The 15155-nt window shown below is 39.0% G+C and carries 18 protein-coding genes; 13 read left to right on the top strand and 5 right to left on the bottom strand.

Annotated elements, in window-relative coordinates; translation table 11 throughout:
- The first annotated feature begins 135 nt into the window (after positions 1-135).
- Positions 136-966 (top strand): DUF2268 domain-containing putative Zn-dependent protease, encoded by an 831-nt coding sequence (locus AC1ECF_RS06605; protein ID WP_480388611.1) that lies wholly within the window; start codon positions 136-138, stop codon positions 964-966.
- Here the strand turns inward: AC1ECF_RS06605 and AC1ECF_RS06600 are convergent.
- On the bottom strand, positions 963-1667 hold the full coding sequence (locus AC1ECF_RS06600) for a class I SAM-dependent methyltransferase (RefSeq protein WP_480388610.1): 705 nt from the start codon (positions 1665-1667) through the stop codon (positions 963-965). The genes AC1ECF_RS06605 and AC1ECF_RS06600 overlap by 4 nt on opposite strands.
- A 104-nt stretch (positions 1668-1771) precedes the next feature.
- Between AC1ECF_RS06600 and AC1ECF_RS06595 the strand changes: the two genes are divergently transcribed.
- The 6 genes from AC1ECF_RS06595 to AC1ECF_RS06570 all read left to right on the top strand — a co-directional run bounded on the left by AC1ECF_RS06595 (position 1772) and on the right by AC1ECF_RS06570 (position 6702).
- Entirely contained in the window at positions 1772-2224 is a 453-nt protein-coding gene (locus tag AC1ECF_RS06595; RefSeq protein ID WP_480388609.1) for a GNAT family N-acetyltransferase, read from the top strand.
- A gap of 97 nt (positions 2225-2321) precedes the next feature.
- A complete protein-coding gene (locus AC1ECF_RS06590) occupies positions 2322-2726 on the top strand; it encodes a hypothetical protein (RefSeq protein WP_480388608.1) in 405 nt (134 codons plus the stop codon).
- Between the two features lie 447 nt (positions 2727-3173).
- Positions 3174-4481 carry an aspartate aminotransferase family protein gene (locus tag AC1ECF_RS06585; RefSeq protein WP_480388607.1) on the top strand — a complete coding sequence of 436 codons (1308 nt, stop codon included), beginning with the start codon at positions 3174-3176 and terminating at the stop codon, positions 4479-4481.
- A gap of 16 nt (positions 4482-4497) precedes the next feature.
- On the top strand, positions 4498-5301 hold the full coding sequence (locus AC1ECF_RS06580; RefSeq protein ID WP_480388606.1) for a transporter substrate-binding domain-containing protein: 804 nt from the start codon (positions 4498-4500) through the stop codon (positions 5299-5301).
- A gap of 29 nt (positions 5302-5330) precedes the next feature.
- The gene (locus tag AC1ECF_RS06575; protein ID WP_480388605.1) at positions 5331-5987 is read left to right on the top strand and encodes an amino acid ABC transporter permease; all 657 of its coding nucleotides are present in this window, start codon (positions 5331-5333) and stop codon (positions 5985-5987) included.
- Positions 5980-6702 carry an amino acid ABC transporter ATP-binding protein gene (locus AC1ECF_RS06570; RefSeq protein WP_480388604.1) on the top strand — a complete coding sequence of 241 codons (723 nt, stop codon included), beginning with the start codon at positions 5980-5982 and terminating at the stop codon, positions 6700-6702. The genes AC1ECF_RS06575 and AC1ECF_RS06570 overlap by 8 nt, the downstream gene beginning before the upstream one ends.
- A gap of 453 nt (positions 6703-7155) precedes the next feature.
- Here the strand turns inward: AC1ECF_RS06570 and AC1ECF_RS06565 are convergent, their stop codons facing one another.
- Positions 7156-7686 carry a 2'-5' RNA ligase family protein gene (locus tag AC1ECF_RS06565; RefSeq protein ID WP_480388603.1) on the bottom strand — a complete coding sequence of 177 codons (531 nt, stop codon included), beginning with the start codon at positions 7684-7686 and terminating at the stop codon, positions 7156-7158.
- A 151-nt stretch (positions 7687-7837) separates the two neighbouring features.
- On the opposite strand from AC1ECF_RS06565, the gene AC1ECF_RS06560 reads away from it, so the two are divergent.
- The 5 genes from AC1ECF_RS06560 to AC1ECF_RS06540 all read left to right on the top strand — a co-directional run bounded on the left by AC1ECF_RS06560 (position 7838) and on the right by AC1ECF_RS06540 (position 10666).
- Positions 7838-8014: an asparagine synthase gene (locus AC1ECF_RS06560; protein ID WP_480388602.1), complete on the top strand. Its 177-nt coding sequence runs from the start codon at positions 7838-7840 to the stop codon at positions 8012-8014.
- A gap of 60 nt (positions 8015-8074) precedes the next feature.
- Positions 8075-8434 carry a DUF378 domain-containing protein gene (locus tag AC1ECF_RS06555; protein WP_480388601.1) on the top strand — a complete coding sequence of 120 codons (360 nt, stop codon included), beginning with the start codon at positions 8075-8077 and terminating at the stop codon, positions 8432-8434.
- A 111-nt stretch (positions 8435-8545) separates the two neighbouring features.
- Positions 8546-9079: a P-loop nucleotide/nucleoside kinase family protein gene (locus AC1ECF_RS06550; protein ID WP_480388696.1), complete on the top strand. Its 534-nt coding sequence runs from the start codon at positions 8546-8548 to the stop codon at positions 9077-9079.
- Positions 9076-9918, top strand: a complete 843-nt coding sequence (locus tag AC1ECF_RS06545; protein WP_480388600.1) for a DUF2268 domain-containing putative Zn-dependent protease — start codon at positions 9076-9078, stop codon at positions 9916-9918. Before AC1ECF_RS06550 ends, AC1ECF_RS06545 begins: the two co-directional genes overlap by 4 nt.
- Complete coding sequence (locus AC1ECF_RS06540; RefSeq protein WP_480388599.1) at positions 9911-10666, top strand: class I SAM-dependent methyltransferase; 756 nt, start codon at positions 9911-9913, stop codon at positions 10664-10666. Before AC1ECF_RS06545 ends, AC1ECF_RS06540 begins: the two co-directional genes overlap by 8 nt.
- 306 nt (positions 10667-10972) lie before the next feature.
- Here the strand turns inward: AC1ECF_RS06540 and AC1ECF_RS06535 are convergent, their stop codons facing one another.
- Genes AC1ECF_RS06535 through AC1ECF_RS06525 form a run of 3 tightly spaced genes read right to left on the bottom strand, consistent with a single transcriptional unit; the run spans position 10973 to position 14045 of the window.
- A complete protein-coding gene (locus AC1ECF_RS06535) occupies positions 10973-12544 on the bottom strand; it encodes a YndJ family protein (RefSeq protein WP_480388598.1) in 1572 nt (523 codons plus the stop codon).
- Positions 12537-13136: a DUF4166 domain-containing protein gene (locus AC1ECF_RS06530; RefSeq protein ID WP_480388597.1), complete on the bottom strand. Its 600-nt coding sequence runs from the start codon at positions 13134-13136 to the stop codon at positions 12537-12539. The genes AC1ECF_RS06535 and AC1ECF_RS06530 overlap by 8 nt, the downstream gene beginning before the upstream one ends.
- A gap of 12 nt (positions 13137-13148) precedes the next feature.
- Positions 13149-14045: a DoxX-like family protein gene (locus AC1ECF_RS06525; RefSeq protein ID WP_480388596.1), complete on the bottom strand. Its 897-nt coding sequence runs from the start codon at positions 14043-14045 to the stop codon at positions 13149-13151.
- A gap of 88 nt (positions 14046-14133) precedes the next feature.
- Here AC1ECF_RS06525 and AC1ECF_RS06520 point away from each other — a divergent pair, with 88 nt between their 5' ends.
- The gene (locus tag AC1ECF_RS06520; RefSeq protein ID WP_480388595.1) at positions 14134-15153 is read left to right on the top strand and encodes a serine hydrolase domain-containing protein; all 1020 of its coding nucleotides are present in this window, start codon (positions 14134-14136) and stop codon (positions 15151-15153) included.
- Positions 15154-15155: the final 2 nt, after the last annotated feature.

Here is a 15155-nt window from a genome sequence, read left to right as displayed (position 1 = left end):
TACATACAAGTATGTGTAGTAACATATGCAACCACTTAGACCAAGGTAATGGACAATCGTCCACTACTTGTAGATGACATGATACTAAGATTTATGAATACTACCTATTCAATCGAAAGGAATGGATGCATGTCAGTGAACTCTACAAAAAAGTCGTTGAAGGAGTTTGTAAGTAAGTGCGAGCAACAATCTGGAAGAGGAGCAAGAAAGTTCCATCGCGAAATTTTTTGTGAGCCTCTAGCTGAATTATTTCCTAATATCCCAGTCGAAGCCCTTCAACACGAGTTAATTAGTCAGGGGATGTTTTTGCCAGAGGAATGGAGCACGTTGAAAGGAAAAATAGAGAAAATGGAAGAGCAGCGGGTTTGGAAGCTAGTAGAAACTGAGTATCAAAAGCTAAAAAACACATGGAATGGTCCAGATATTCCTATTTATATTTTTCCATTACAGCAGACGAAGATGCCTTCTGAGGAACAAGTAAACAGAAATGGCATTGCTTATAAAAATGCTCTGTTTTTATTCTTTGCGGAAGAAATCAAAGAGAAAGAAATAATTGCATTACTTGCTCATGAGTACAACCATGCTTGTAGACTCCAATTTTTAAATCTGGCCCCCAAAGAGATAAAATTACGCGATTCGCTTATCATTGAAGGAATGGGAGAGTTCGCTGTAAAAGAAACTTGTGGAGAAGATTTTTTAGGACCATGGGCCAATCTTTATACAAAAGATCAAGCGCTTCCAATATGGAAGGAGCACTTTGTTCCAGCCTTAAAAAGAAAAGGCCTACAAAATCATCGCCTTTATCTCTTTGGTCAGCCTCGTACTCCGTATCCACGTTGGATTGGCTATCATCTGGGGTATCAAATTGTAGACTCCTTTGTAAAAAATAAGGGTCCCTTCAAGTCACAAGAACTGTACACAAAATCTGCAAATGAAATAATTTTAGGATCGGATTACACGTATTAAAGCTTTTTGCTGAAAAAGATTCTATAACCTACCAAGTTTCCATTCCTCGCTAAAAAATCGTTATGTTGATTCCAAACATCATAAAGTGATAGATCCAGATTATCGGAAGGTCTGATGTCCTCCAAGTCCGTTGGCTCCATATCGGTAGACTTCTTTATTGGTAACAAAGTAAGCCCTGCTTTTTGTAGGTAGTTCTCCCACTCGCTTTCTACTAATAGCTTAGTAATACCATAAAGTTTTTTTGTTTCCTCTTGTAATTCCTCTGTAGGGGGTTGCTCAGCAGTCATTTCTATGATGAGCAATCTTCCACCTGGCTTTAGCACTCTGGCAGCCTCCTGTATCGTAACAGGTATATTCGTAAAGGAGAGAACAGACTCAGCTAGAATAAAATCAAAACTTTCATCAGGGAAAGGCATTTGTTCAGCATCACCTAACAAAATTTGTACAGGATATATACTGTCCTTTAAACGTTCTTGTGCCTTTTCCACCATAACTGGATGATTATCTACCCCTATGACTTGGCAATGGTAATTTTTCGAAATAAATTCAGCGGTTTGTCCAGTACCACAGCCAAGTTCCAATACATGATCAGTTGGTTGGAGCAAGGTATCATGCAATAAAGTCTGCGTTAAAGGAAAACCTCCAGGATGCGCTCCTCCGATACCAAAGTAAGCAAGTAAATCTAAATACTTGTTTGTCATTCTATCCCTCCCATATCTCTAGGATATGCAGAAATAGTAGGGAGACAGGGAGGAAATCCCCAGTCGTATGAAGAATAATAGAGAGTTAGGGGAGGGTGTCCGACTTGAATAAATCTATTGATAGTAATGACGTTAGGTTAGTAAAAATGGAGATGAAGTACTGGAGAGACATTCACTCCTATGCCTCTTTGCCAGAAGTTAGTAGATATCAGCAATGGGGAACAAATACAGAAGAGGATACCTTAACCTACATAAAGCAGATAATAGAGCATGCCAAAATAGACCAGCCCTCTCGTTACGTTTATGCTATTAAAGAAACAAGTAGCGATAAAGTAATTGGAGCTGCAGAGCTGTTTCATATCAATCCAATCAATCTAAGTGCCGAAATTGGCTATGTGGTCCATCCAGATTACTGGAGGATGGGAATTGGAACTCTAGTAGCACGCAAGCTACTAGAAATAGGATTTGCAAATTTTCATTTACATCGCATACATGCCACTTGTGATGCTAGAAACATAGGTTCTGCGAAAATATTAGAAAGAATAGGAATGACGTGAGAGGGAAAGAAGCGTAACAATATGTTGTTAAAGACTGGCTGGAGAGATTCACTTCTCTACAGTATTTTAGACTACGAATGGAGAGGGATGAACAAAGATGGAGCAACTATTGCAAGAATCACTAACTCAATTCACCAAGACACATGATGAGTTTATTGAAAACTGGGAGCAAGCAATGCAAACAGCTGATACATCCAAGCTTGAAATAATGGCAAGTGAATATTATGTCACTTCTTTCAACGGATTTTCCGAAAAACCGGAGTTCTATGATTGTAAAGAAGCAATTATGGGAATGAGAGAATCAGTAAAGGAGCTCAAGGGAGCCAATAAGAGATTTGAAAATCGTGTCATTCGTCAAAGAAGCCAAGACGCTTATGTTGTGTTCTACGAATTGGTTATTGAAAATGATCTTAAGGAAATTGCTAGATTCTTCACAATCGAAGATTGGAAGAATATAAATGGTACTTGGCAATTAGTCCGAGAAATATCAGAACATATTTAAGTGACTCAATAAAGGAATAAAGGATTGGCTGTACATACTAAGGCAATCCCTAGATACTTATCAAAATTTCTAAGAGGTAGTTAGTACCAATCTACAAAAGAAGAAAAGTGAGCCAGCACAGCCACACTTATAAGTGTTGAGTGCTGGCTTATTTAAGGGTGAAATAGGAGAACGTCATAGCTAGTAGTAGTGTTTTCTTGAGTTGGCCAGCGGAAAGCGTCAGCAGAGCGAAGAACCGAAGGTGTAAAAAGTAAGAAAGCAACTACGCTTTCATTTGTTCTTTTGCCCCAGCTTCTTCTTTATTTGAAAATTTTACATATTTAGACTTTAATTTAATTTCAATATCCCTCTTGTATATTTATACATAAAGGCATAATATATATAAATATTAGAAAACAATTAATCATATGAAATTCATTAAGAGATAGAAAGCTAAGGTGTGTTGAAATGAGTGACTGGCTAGCATTATATGAAAATATGGGAGATTACCTTGCGCCGAGTATGGCAAAAGATCATCCCAACATCCCGATAGTAAAGGAAGAGGGCTGCTACTATTACGGAGTCGATGGTAAAAAATATCTCGATTTTACCTCCGGCATTGCTGTAACAAATACAGGGCATCGACATCCTAGGATTGTCCAAAGCATCAAGGATGCTGCGGATCAACTGGTACACGGTCCTTCAGGTGTCATCATGTATGACTCCATTTTACAGCTAGCAAAAAATCTCGGAGAGGTGCTTCCAGGAAAACTAGACTGCTTCTTTTTTGCTAATAGTGGAACAGAGGCCATTGAGGGAGCTATAAAACTAGCGAAATTTGTTACTCAGCGGCCATACGTTATATCCTTTACCGGTTGCTTCCACGGACGTTCATTGGGAGCTTTAGGGGTGACTACCTCGAAGAGTAAATATAGAAAGTTTCTTCAGCCATCCCATCTTTCTTATCAAATTCCTTACGCGGATGTAAAAGGATGTCCAGAAGGAATGGACCCAGAGGTTTATTGTGTAGAGCAGCTAGAAAAAGATTTTCAAAGACTATTTAAGCATCAAGTGACACCCGAAGAGGTTGCATGCGTGATATTGGAGCCTATCTTAGGAGAAGGCGGCTATATTATCCCACCGAAGGCCTGGATAAAGAAGGTTCGAGAAATCTGCGATCAGCATAATATCTTGTTGATTTTTGACGAAGTGCAGACTGGCTTTGGTAGAACTGGTGAATGGTTTGCCGCACAATATTTCGACGTAACACCAGACATTATGGCAATTGCAAAAGGAATTGCTTCTGGCCTGCCTTTAAGTGCTACAGTAGCATCAAAGGAATTAATGCAAAAATGGCCGTTAGGGATGCATGGAACAACCTTTGGAGGTAACCCAATTGCCTGTTCGGTAGCATTAACAACCTTAGATATTTTGAAAGAAGAGCGATTGGTTGAAAACTCTAAAGAAGTTGGGGCATATGCAACGAGTAAGCTAAAGGCTCTTCAAAAGAAATATCCGATAATCAGTGATGTTCGTTCAGCGGGTCTGATGATTGGGATTGAAATCTCTCATGTAGAAACTGGTGAACCGGACGGAGCAGCTTGCATGAAGATACTTGATTATGCACTCGAAGAAGGAGTTCTTTTCTACTTCTGTGGAAATGCAGGAGAAGTAATTCGAATGATTCCTCCATTAACAGTTACGAAGGAACAAATTGATGATGGGTTAGAGATGCTAGAAAAAGCAATTGTACGCTATATGAATGAAACTAAATAAAAAGGAGTTAGAGAAAATGAAAAACAAATTATTCTTAATGATGCTAGCACTTGTAGCTTTATTAATAGCTGCTTGTGGTACTAGTGATAAGGAACAAACATCTGGAAGCGATGTATCGCCAGATTCTAATGAAGACAAAAAAGTATTAGTAATGGGTACTTCAGCAGACTATCCACCATTCGAGTACATTGATACAGCAAAAGGCGAAGAAATTATTGGATTCGATATTGATCTTGCAAATTTAATTGGGGAAAAACTAGGTTTTGATGTTGAGATTAAGAACATTGACTTCAACGGTTTAATCCCTGCTATTCAAGCAGGAAAGGTTGATTTTGTTTTAGCAGGTATGACTCCTACTAAAGACCGTGATAAAGTAGTAGATTTCTCCGAGCCTTATAACGAAACAGTGCAAATGATCGTTACAAGAAAAGACAGCGGAATTGAAAGCGTAGAGGATTTAGCAGGGAAAACACTTGGAGCACAGGTTTCTTCCATTCAAGAGGATATGGCTGATGAATTAGCGAAAGAAATAGATGTTACCGTAGAAAGTCGTAACTTAATTCCTGAGGTTGTGCAAGAATTAATGACAAAACGTTTTGATGCTGCAATTATTGAGGATATCGTAGCAGAAAATTATGTGAAACGTAATAAAGATTTAACTTTCTTCCCGGTTGCTGAGGATGAAATTGATTACAAATCTGCTGTTTTCCCAGAAGGCAGTGATCTAAAGATTGAGTTTGACCGAGCAATTCAAGAACTAGTCGATGAAGGAAAAATTGAAGAGCTTAGACAAAAATGGTTCGTAGATGCAGCAGAATAATATAGTTTGATAGAAAGGAGGGTCACGATTTGTTTGATTTTACTGCAGTCGTACCCTCTATTCCTTATATTTTAAAAGGAATAGGTATTACAGTTCAAATAGTTTTAGGTGCTACAGTTATCGGGTTGATTCTCGGTATTTTGCTAGCATTGTGTAAAATAGGGAAAATAACATTTTTAAAAGTACTTGCAGATTTTTATACTTCTATTTTCCGAGGAACACCACTAGTTCTTCAGCTGTTAATTATTTATTACGCATTTCCACAGATGTTCGAGATAAACATCGAACCTATGCCAGCTGCTATTATTGCGTTCGGTTTGAACTCTGGAGCGTATATATCCGAGATTATTCGTGGTGGCATAAACGCAGTGGATAAGGGACAAATGGAAGCTTCTCTTGCATTAGGGATTCCTTACAGCAAGATGATGAAGGATATCATTTTACCACAGGCCATGAAAAATATTTTGCCTGCGCTAATGAATGAATTCATAACGTTGAATAAAGAATCAGCTATTGTAACAGTTATTGGAGCTCTTGATATTATGCGACGTGCATATATCGTAGCAGGGGACAGCTATCGATATCTTGAATCTCTAATGATTGCGGGAGTTATTTATTACATCATGACAATCATTTTAACGTTCCTTGGAAAAATGCTAGAAAAGAGGATGAGTAGAAGTGATTAAAGTTGAACAATTATATAAATCCTTTGGAAAAAATGAAGTGTTAAAAAATATTTCCACGGAAATTAAAGAAAAAGAAGTAATTGCCATAATCGGTCCTTCTGGATCGGGAAAATCTACTTTCTTACGTTGCTTAAATCTTTTAGAGGAGCCAACTAGTGGGAGAATCTCTATCGGTAGTGACGTAATTACTGACTCTAAAACAAACATTATGAAGGTCAGAGAAAAGGTAGGAATGGTGTTTCAACATTTTCATTTATTTCCTCATAAGACTGTTTTAGAAAATCTTACTTATTCTCCTATAAAAGTGCTTGGAGTTTCAAAGGCAGAAGCAATTCAAACGGCTGATCAGCTACTCCGTAAGGTTGGACTTTATGAAAAGCGAAATGAATATCCGAACCGTTTATCAGGAGGTCAAAAGCAACGTGTAGCAATTGCTCGTGCGCTTGCAATGAATCCTAGCGTTATGCTATTTGATGAGCCAACCTCTGCACTAGACCCTGAGATGGTAAAAGAGGTACTAGATGTAATGAAGGATTTAGCTGAATCTGGAATGACGATGATAATCGTGACACACGAGATGAACTTTGCGAAAGAAGTTGCAGACCGTATTCTTTTTCTAGATGAAGGAATACTTGTAGAGGATACACCACCAAGTGAATTCTTTGTAAAACCAAAATCAGATAGAGCCAAAGCATTTTTAGAAAAAGTACTTTAAAGAAAAGAGGACAAACCTAACTGGTTTGTTCTCTTTTTTAATAGGGGCGGGTGTATCATGCCAAAATAAGTAGGAGAGCTTTTACAGTTACTACTGCTATTATTTGGTAGATATTACGATAGCTTTAGAGCACTTCACCCCTTATCAAATACTAGCGGGGAGATTCTTAATAGGAAAAATATTTCGAACGTATTTTTTATAAAAAATACGAAAAAGATAAAGAAAGATTCTTTATAAGTATTTTCAACAACCCTGGTTTATTTCATGCAGATAATCGCACAGAAATATATAACAGAAAAGCGGCAATCATTTTGTCTGCAGAATCTCTATGGGGAACCGTGTTTTCTGTATTACTACTAAACGAGCTGATAACTGGAAGGCTGACTGCGGCGGGGGCAATTCTTATTTCAGAGACAAAATTGGGCTTTAAAAAAGGGAAGGTTATATAAACATTTAACGAAGCTCCTTCGTAAAAATAGTGTTTACCTTTCCGTTACCCAGTATCTCAATAACGGAGATAGCCTCAATTCTGCCCTCAATCTTAGTCTGTTGAAGACAATAGGAGTAAGCAGCTAGCAACTGTTTGTTAGAAAGTCTATTAGCGATGGTGCAATGAGGAATCCATTGCCCAGGAGCATATAAGGAAACTGAATCTGATAATAAGCCGAAATGTTGGTGATGCGAACGATGTAAGGCGAAAAGCTCCTCTGTCATAGTTGGAGCAAGATACAGAATTCCCGTACCTAAGAATGTTCCGATGGATTGATACGTTATTGGAATCGTTGCTTTATTATCATAAAAATGATCAACCTCTTTAATAAATTCATCTAAATCTAAGCTTGAATAACTGGCTAATGTTAGATGAGGCTTACGATTTTCTACCTCAAAGGCGTATGCTGAAATTGATTGATCTCTCAGTTTCCTCCAAATATTTTGAATATTTTCCTCGGTATTATTGTCGAATAAAGCAATAACAGCGAACATTTCCCAATCCCCTTTCTTACCAGTTACATTATAGCATGAAGTAAAAAGTCAAAAAGTGAATATTTTAAAGGGAATCATCTGTAAGTATAAACACCTCTTTATTGCAAAAGATAAGGGAGAATCTTAGTAAATTAATGAGAGGGGTGGCTTCATGGAAAAGGTACGTGAAGGATTGATTCCAACGGTACTAGGTACTGCAGTTACAACTACTGGAGTTGTGTTAAGAAGCAATCGGAACATTTCACCATTAATCACGAGCTCTATTATAGGATTTGGTCTAGCGCACATCGTGTTAGGAGCGATTGACTTAGTAGAACATCGTAGCTAAGGATTCAAGGAAAGCATTTTCCACTTGCTATGCAAAGAAAAACGAAGGAGGTGTATATCCATGGGAGTAATAACTAGGATTGCTCTAGCTCTAGTAATCATCGGTGCGATTAACTGGGGACTTATTGGATTCTTTAGATTTGACTTAGTTGCTGCTATTTTTGGTGGGCAAACTTCCGCATTTGCAAGAGTGGTGTACGCTCTTGTGGGGATCGGTGGTCTTGTTTCTATTCCTCTATTGTTTCTGCCAGATGAGGATGAGCAAGAAAGCTCTAGCTACGATAGCAAAAAAGGTCGCCAAGCTCGAGGATATAATTATCAAACCGAGTTTGCTGAAGAGGATGAAATTATCATTGTAGAGGATTCTGCTACAAAGGCATCAGACAATAAAGGAACAAACTCTAAAAAGAAGAAAAAGTAATTCCTCTCAGCGGTAAAGATAAAAAACTGACGTTCCTTAGGTTCGTCAGTTTTTTTTTGCAGGAAATAATTCATCTATAGGAGAAGTATAGAAGGGGGAGGATGGTGAATGATGTTTTTTTTACAAATGTCTGGGTTTCCTGGTTCAGGAAAGTCGACACTAGCGAAACACATAGCAAAAGAAACAAAGGCAGTGATAGTGGATCATGATATTGGTAAATCAGCTATACTCCATTCATTGGAAAGGCATGGAGAACACATCGAGAAGACAGGTCCCATAGCTTATGACCTCGATTGGGCGTTCATTGATTTTTATTTGGCACAGGGTCATTCGGTGATCTTCGATGCTCCCTGTCTGTATGAGGAAATGATAGACAAGGGGACTTTTCTATCCTCTAAATATGGAGTTTCTTACAAATACATAGAAGTTAATTTAAAGGATCGAATGGAAATAAACCACAGGCTTCGCACAAGAGAAAGAATGATTAGTCAAATAGAGGAAGTCACTTCAGAGGAGGCCTTTCAGCAAGCCTTGAGGCAAAGTAAAAAACCGATGAACCATACCTATCTAACAGTGGATTCGAGTAAGCCTTTAGAAGGCTATTTTTCGGAGGTTATGGCATACATAAAGGGAGAAGGATTATGAAAATAATCGACACAGTTCCATACTTTTTACATAATTATAAGCCTTCCATTTCATTTCTACGTGAGTATTACGGTAAGTATCCAGATATTTTTAACGAATATTTTTCTGGGCATTGTAAGGATACTGAGGAGAGACATCTACAATCTATTGAGAGATACCCAGGCGCGTTCGAGTCTATCAAGCAAGTACATCATCATATAAAGCCTATTTTAGAAGAAATAGTCACGTCCTATGAGCGGCAGTATGACATTTCTTTTCCGATTGAGGTGAACTATATCGTTGGAGGCTTCGGCTCGAACGCATACACATATAAGCAGATTATACCGAATATCACGTTTGCACTTGAAAAGCTTTCTCCCGTGCCTAATCATTTACGATTGATCGTAGCACATGAATTTGGACATTGTGCTCAAAATATTTTGAGTGACCGGGCGGGCATGGACTGGAGTACTGCGAAATGGACAGAGCCACTTATTTGGTTATATAGAGAAGGTGTAGCGACTTATTTGTCCAAGCAGATTGTTCCAGGGTTAGACCCGTCTATTTATTTAAGTTATGGCAATAAAGACTTAGAGTGGTCTAAGGAATTTAATGAAGACCATCTAGGACAATTTAAACAAGCTTTTCTAAGAGATTACGAGAGATTAGATAGGTCGAAACTCTTTTTTGAATGGTTTTCGATAAATGGTGGGAAAACATTCGGTCATAGTAGATTAGCTTATCTCCTTGGTACACAATTTGTTGAAGATTATATAGAAAAGCACGGAGAAAAAGAAGCCATTTTAGCATGGATGCAGCCGGGTTTTGAAGAAAAGGTGAAAGGATGGTTATATGAATAACTTAGAAGAATATGATAATCCACTTTCATACGATGAGGAAAATAATCATTATTTAGGAGAGTTGCCTTTATTACTGAATTGGGCAAGTAAAAAGAAAGGTACTATAGTAGACCTTGCCTGTGGAACAGGTCGGCTGACAATCCCGTTGGCTGCTGCAGGCCACAAAATCATAGGAGTCGACATACATCGTGGGATGCTTGCACATGCAAAGATGAAGGCAGAGGCAATGGGACTGGAAATTGAATGGGTGGAGCAGGACTGCACCGAATTAGACGTACCGTTTAAAAGCTCGCTTATGTATATGGTTGGAAACTCCTTTCAGCACTTTCATACGAATCTAGCACAAAACCAAGTGTTATCGTCGGTATGGCGACATTTAGAGGAAGGAGGGATCTTCATTTTCGGAATTCGGTTCCCTCACGCAGAAGAGCTTTTGCAGCCACCAGTCGAGGAGTATTGGAAGACTTATGTTGATAGGGCGCAAGTGAAGGAAATCGATGTCTATACAATTAGTGAATATGATGCTCTCCAGCAAATTCAACATTATACAACGATAAGAAGAACCAAGAATACCAATGAAGAGAGTAGAACACATATTAGTTTGCGGTATACATATCCCCAGGAGATGGAACGCCTTTTAGAGAGCAATTTGTTTGAAGTGGTCGGGGCATATGGAGATTGGAAAAGTACTCCTATTCACCCAAATAGCCATGAAATGGTTTATGTATGTAGAAAAAAAGGTATGTAGACGATAAGAGTCCCTTGAACGATGGTAGTACATCGTTCTCGGGACCTATTTTTTGTTTGACTTCATATAATTATTAAATGAAGAATTCCGTTGATGTTCGCTTTAGGCCAACAGGGTGTGAGGAAATCCTATAAATTGATCTCCGCTTCGGTGGACGCTTTCCGTGGGGTGAGCGATAAGCCAGTGCCGAACGCTAACGCGTACCGGTGCACTGTCTCATCTGACTCACTCATCCCACTGGAGTCGCCCCCTTCGCTCCCATCACTGTTATAGCTTATATAAATGATATATGGTATAAGTTAATCTTTAATGTAATTTTGATTGCTCCTTCTGTTGGATCCGATAGGTGATTGTGAGAAACGGTATACCGAAAATCCACATGCGATGCAAGGCTGATAGCTTGCCTGTGCTTATTTCCTTTACCTCAAATCGTTCGTGGATTGGGAGCTTAAATAGGTTATTGCCAAAAGCCAGATAGATTCCAGCGTCACTATTCTCTTTCCCTTGACTTGTCAGTATTAGCGTCTCTTTCTCAGTCCTTACTTCTAATATACCGATCATAGTGCTTTGCGGTAGTGGAAGCGCAATATTCATAAAAACCCTTTCTTCCGTCCGGTGAAAAGAATACAGAGCAACAAAGATGATATCTTCTTTTATTTTCCGCACCCATGCTCTCGTTTTCTCACGACCGTCCTCTACGCTCACGATACTCCCAGTCATCTCTGATTCATCATTAGTTAAAGGAAGATTCAACTGCTGAAATCGTTTGCTAAAAAGATGATAAATAGCTGCCAGCGGCTTGAACCAGGTATGCCAGTGCACGCTTGAGAAAAGACGATAATTACTTGTGTTCTCATAGAAATCACTTATTGTTTGAGCGAGTTTCTTCTTATCAATATACATATTCATATCATCTACTAGTCCGCTGTATTGACCATCAGCTTTATGAGCCCCTAATATCCTCTCACCAATCGTCCATTTACCGCGAATATGACTAATAGGAAAGCTTTTTCTTTTTCTAGGTTCAGGGGTCCACAACATCCAGCCAACTAAGCCGACAAGACCGAAGATAACACAGTTAAAAAATCCGTGAAACTTTAGCATAAAATCTATACTAACTCCGAAATAACCAAATACATTTCCAAGTGCATAAAGCAGTGAGAAGAGAATAGTTACGCCAATCGCTAGAAAGGAAAGCATCACAAACGCCTTGGCCCACCTATTAGAGAAATTGATTCTCCAGCAAATTGCAATCAACCCATACATGCCGACAATATACAAAAGGACTGACAGCAGCTCTAACCAAGGGGAAAAGGTAATTCCTAAAGCAACAAAAATTGGTGCGATCAAGAGAATGACAGTAATCGTGCGATAGCCCCTTGGCTTCTCTATACGTCCCAGCAGCCCCACAAAGATAGGCAATAAAAACGAAGAATAATGAAAATGAATAGCAGTTAGCCAAGTGAGAATTGCCGAAAAACCAGTATCTATTTCAGTAATATGTGCAAAAAACCACATTCCGCCGATAGCTAAATAAACCATTCCCATATCAATTGAAAACTCTTCTAAATGGGAAAATCCTCTAGATAGGAAACGCTGTATACCTTTCCAAGCGACAGTGAGGGTAAACAACAAATAAATTCCTGCTAACAGCCAGTCGAAGCTAGTAGTCTCTATTACTTGTAGTACAAAGACAGATAGATATGCTGGAATGCTAATAAAATAGATTGTTTTCTCCTTCCAAACCAACTGCAGGGCAAGAGGGACATAAATAAGCTGCGCAATGGTCAGCATTAAATAGTACCAGGGATGAACTGTGAAAGCAGCGCTAGCTATAAATAACGCAGAAAGCAGGAAAATTTTATAGGTATTATTCATCTGCGACAAACTCTCCTTTGTATTCAAACATTTTTCCAAACAAAGGATTGGTAATGAGGACATGAATCGAATATCTGTCTTTATTCTCCAAATAGGCTTCTTTTACCGTTACGTTTCCTCTTAATAGTTTCGGTAACGGGATTTCAAGACGACCTAACAGAAAGCGTTGCTTATCAGATTTTATTAGCATCTCGCCACTATCTGTCACTGTAAAAACCAAATCTGAATAAAACAGACTAGGATCGCCTAAATAGTCCTTCACAATCCCCCTCTTGATATCCAGACTCATGAGAGCGTTAAAAAATCTCGTCTTTTTAGGGAAATAGAAGGCACGTTCCCAGTAGACCTGCTTTTCTTTATTAGGCCCAAGAACATTTGTAGTGATAATCTGGAAAGGAATATCTCTTCCTTGCTCGGGAAACAAAAATTTCCACCTTGTACCTAAGGAAAAGAGCGGTCTAAGTATAGCGGGACGGCCTCCTATATAAGACATCGTTCCTTTCCCTTTAAATACAGGACCGGCGTATCTTTTTTGTAGTTTTGGATGTAATTGATCGTAAGCTTCCCCTAAGATTTCTTCATAAATAGACATAGCGATAACTCCTTATCTCTTTCTCTTACAGCTTTTGGCAGTCGGGATATCATCACCTATGGAGTACCCAATGATCGATAGCACAAACAAGGCAAGATTAAAGGTAAATGGATTGAATGGATGCGTGAATGTATTAGGGTCTGCAAGGATTGCTGATAAGGTTAATAAAGGAAAGAGGAGCAGCTGCAGAAGGAAGAGATGCTTCTTCTTCTGATAAAATAGCCAAACAAGACCAAATAATATTTCAAGCGCACCCATGATTGTTAGAAGAGTCATTGCGTTTTCGCTAGGAATGACGTTGCTGAGCATCCGCAACTCTTCTGGATGATTCCAAATGATTTTAGGGATAAGACCATGGTATACCCAGACAATAGAAAATAGGGCGACAATGCTCCAATAGAGAAAAAAGCGAGTGAATTGGGCTTTGGGCGATTCCTTTTTTTCGAGCCACCTTTTGAGCACATCAAAGCTGAGAGCCGTTCCCCATCCGATTCCAGACCGAAATAGGAGCTTGTCTACTATTCTTCCAAGAGTTCCAAAGTTAGACTGATAATCGTATTGAGTTAGAAATTGTATGCTGTCTTCTTTGGGGATGTACTTCCAATATCCTTTTCCTTCTCGCATAGGAGATAGCTTTTGATTCGTCCCAAAATGTAGAGAGCTTGTCCGAGAGCCGTCCTTTGCATGGAGGGAGCCTACACTTTTCCCCCATCCCGCAACACTATATCCAGGGATCACATCAGTTCTATATTCAAATAATTGGGCTTCATTTTCTTTTTTCGGTAAGTAGGTAATGGAGGAAAACCGAATATCCCATTGCTCATGTAAGGAGGGATTTTGTGTGGCTTCCCATAGTTCATCCATCGGTGCTTCTATGTTAATTTCTACATAAATGGGATTAGTTTTCATATTTGTCACCTCGTCATTTAGCTTATCATATTTAAAAGGAAAATTAATGAAAATGAAGAATACTATAGGATAGAAAGGGGTAATTCGGTTGATTTCTAAAAAACTACAGAATTGTTTTAAACCAGTAGAAGATCACGTCTTTCAAACGTATCAATCTCTTTATGGAACAGGAGCAGCGGTGGTTATTATACATAATGATGAAATTGTCACCGAAACATATTGGGGAAAGCAGTCTACCCATATAGACGCCAGGGCGGTCCAAGAGGATACGCAATTCCACGTTGCATCCGTGAGAAAAAGCTATATCGGTTTCGCTGTAGCCTATGCAGTATATTATCACCACATAGAATCGATTGATGACGAGATAACAAAGTATATAGCTGGACTAAATCAGGAGATCTTTAAAGGCACAACCATTCGCCATCTTCTTACACATTCGCATGGATTAACAGAGAGGGAGGGAGTGGTAGTAAGAGAATTCGCACCAGGGACGAGCTGGGCGTATAGGCAAATCAATATTAAGCTTCTAACTCAGTTAGTGAAGCAAACAACCGGGAAAAGTGTAGCTGAGATTTTGGAAGAAGAGGTCTTCAAACCATTAGGCTTTAAGCAAAGTGGCTGGTATATAGAATCAAATGAAAGATTAGCAGACGTAATCAAGGAGGATGGAGAGTCCAATAGGTTTTCCTCTACAAGCGCAGAGGGGGATCAGGTGAATATGTATGTCTCTGCAAGAGAGTTAGCGTTTTGGGGCTACATTTACTTGAAGGAAGGTTATCTAAACGGGAAACAGCTTGTGAATAAAGACATCTTAGAGCTAGCCAGAACACTCCAGAGTCCTTCAATGATTGATCTAAATCTTCCACAGCACGGCTTTCTATGGTTTGTAAAGGATCTTCCTGCTAAGAAAAATGAAATAGGAGAGTTAGTTCCAAGAGGCTCCTTTCAAATTCTTGGCTTCACGGGTCCAGCAGTTCTAGTCATCCCAGAGGAAAATATCGTAGCCGTTCGTATGTTTAATAGCTTCGGCTCACCAGAGGACTTTGACTTTTTAGCGAGCATCCGTAGCTTTGGCGACACAGTCATGCAATGCGTAAAGGAGAAATAGAC

The sequence above is a fragment of the Psychrobacillus sp. Z3-81 genome (assembly GCF_056620325.1).
Note: the sequence above shows the minus strand (reverse complement) of the source record. Positions and strands in the feature narration are given on the sequence as shown.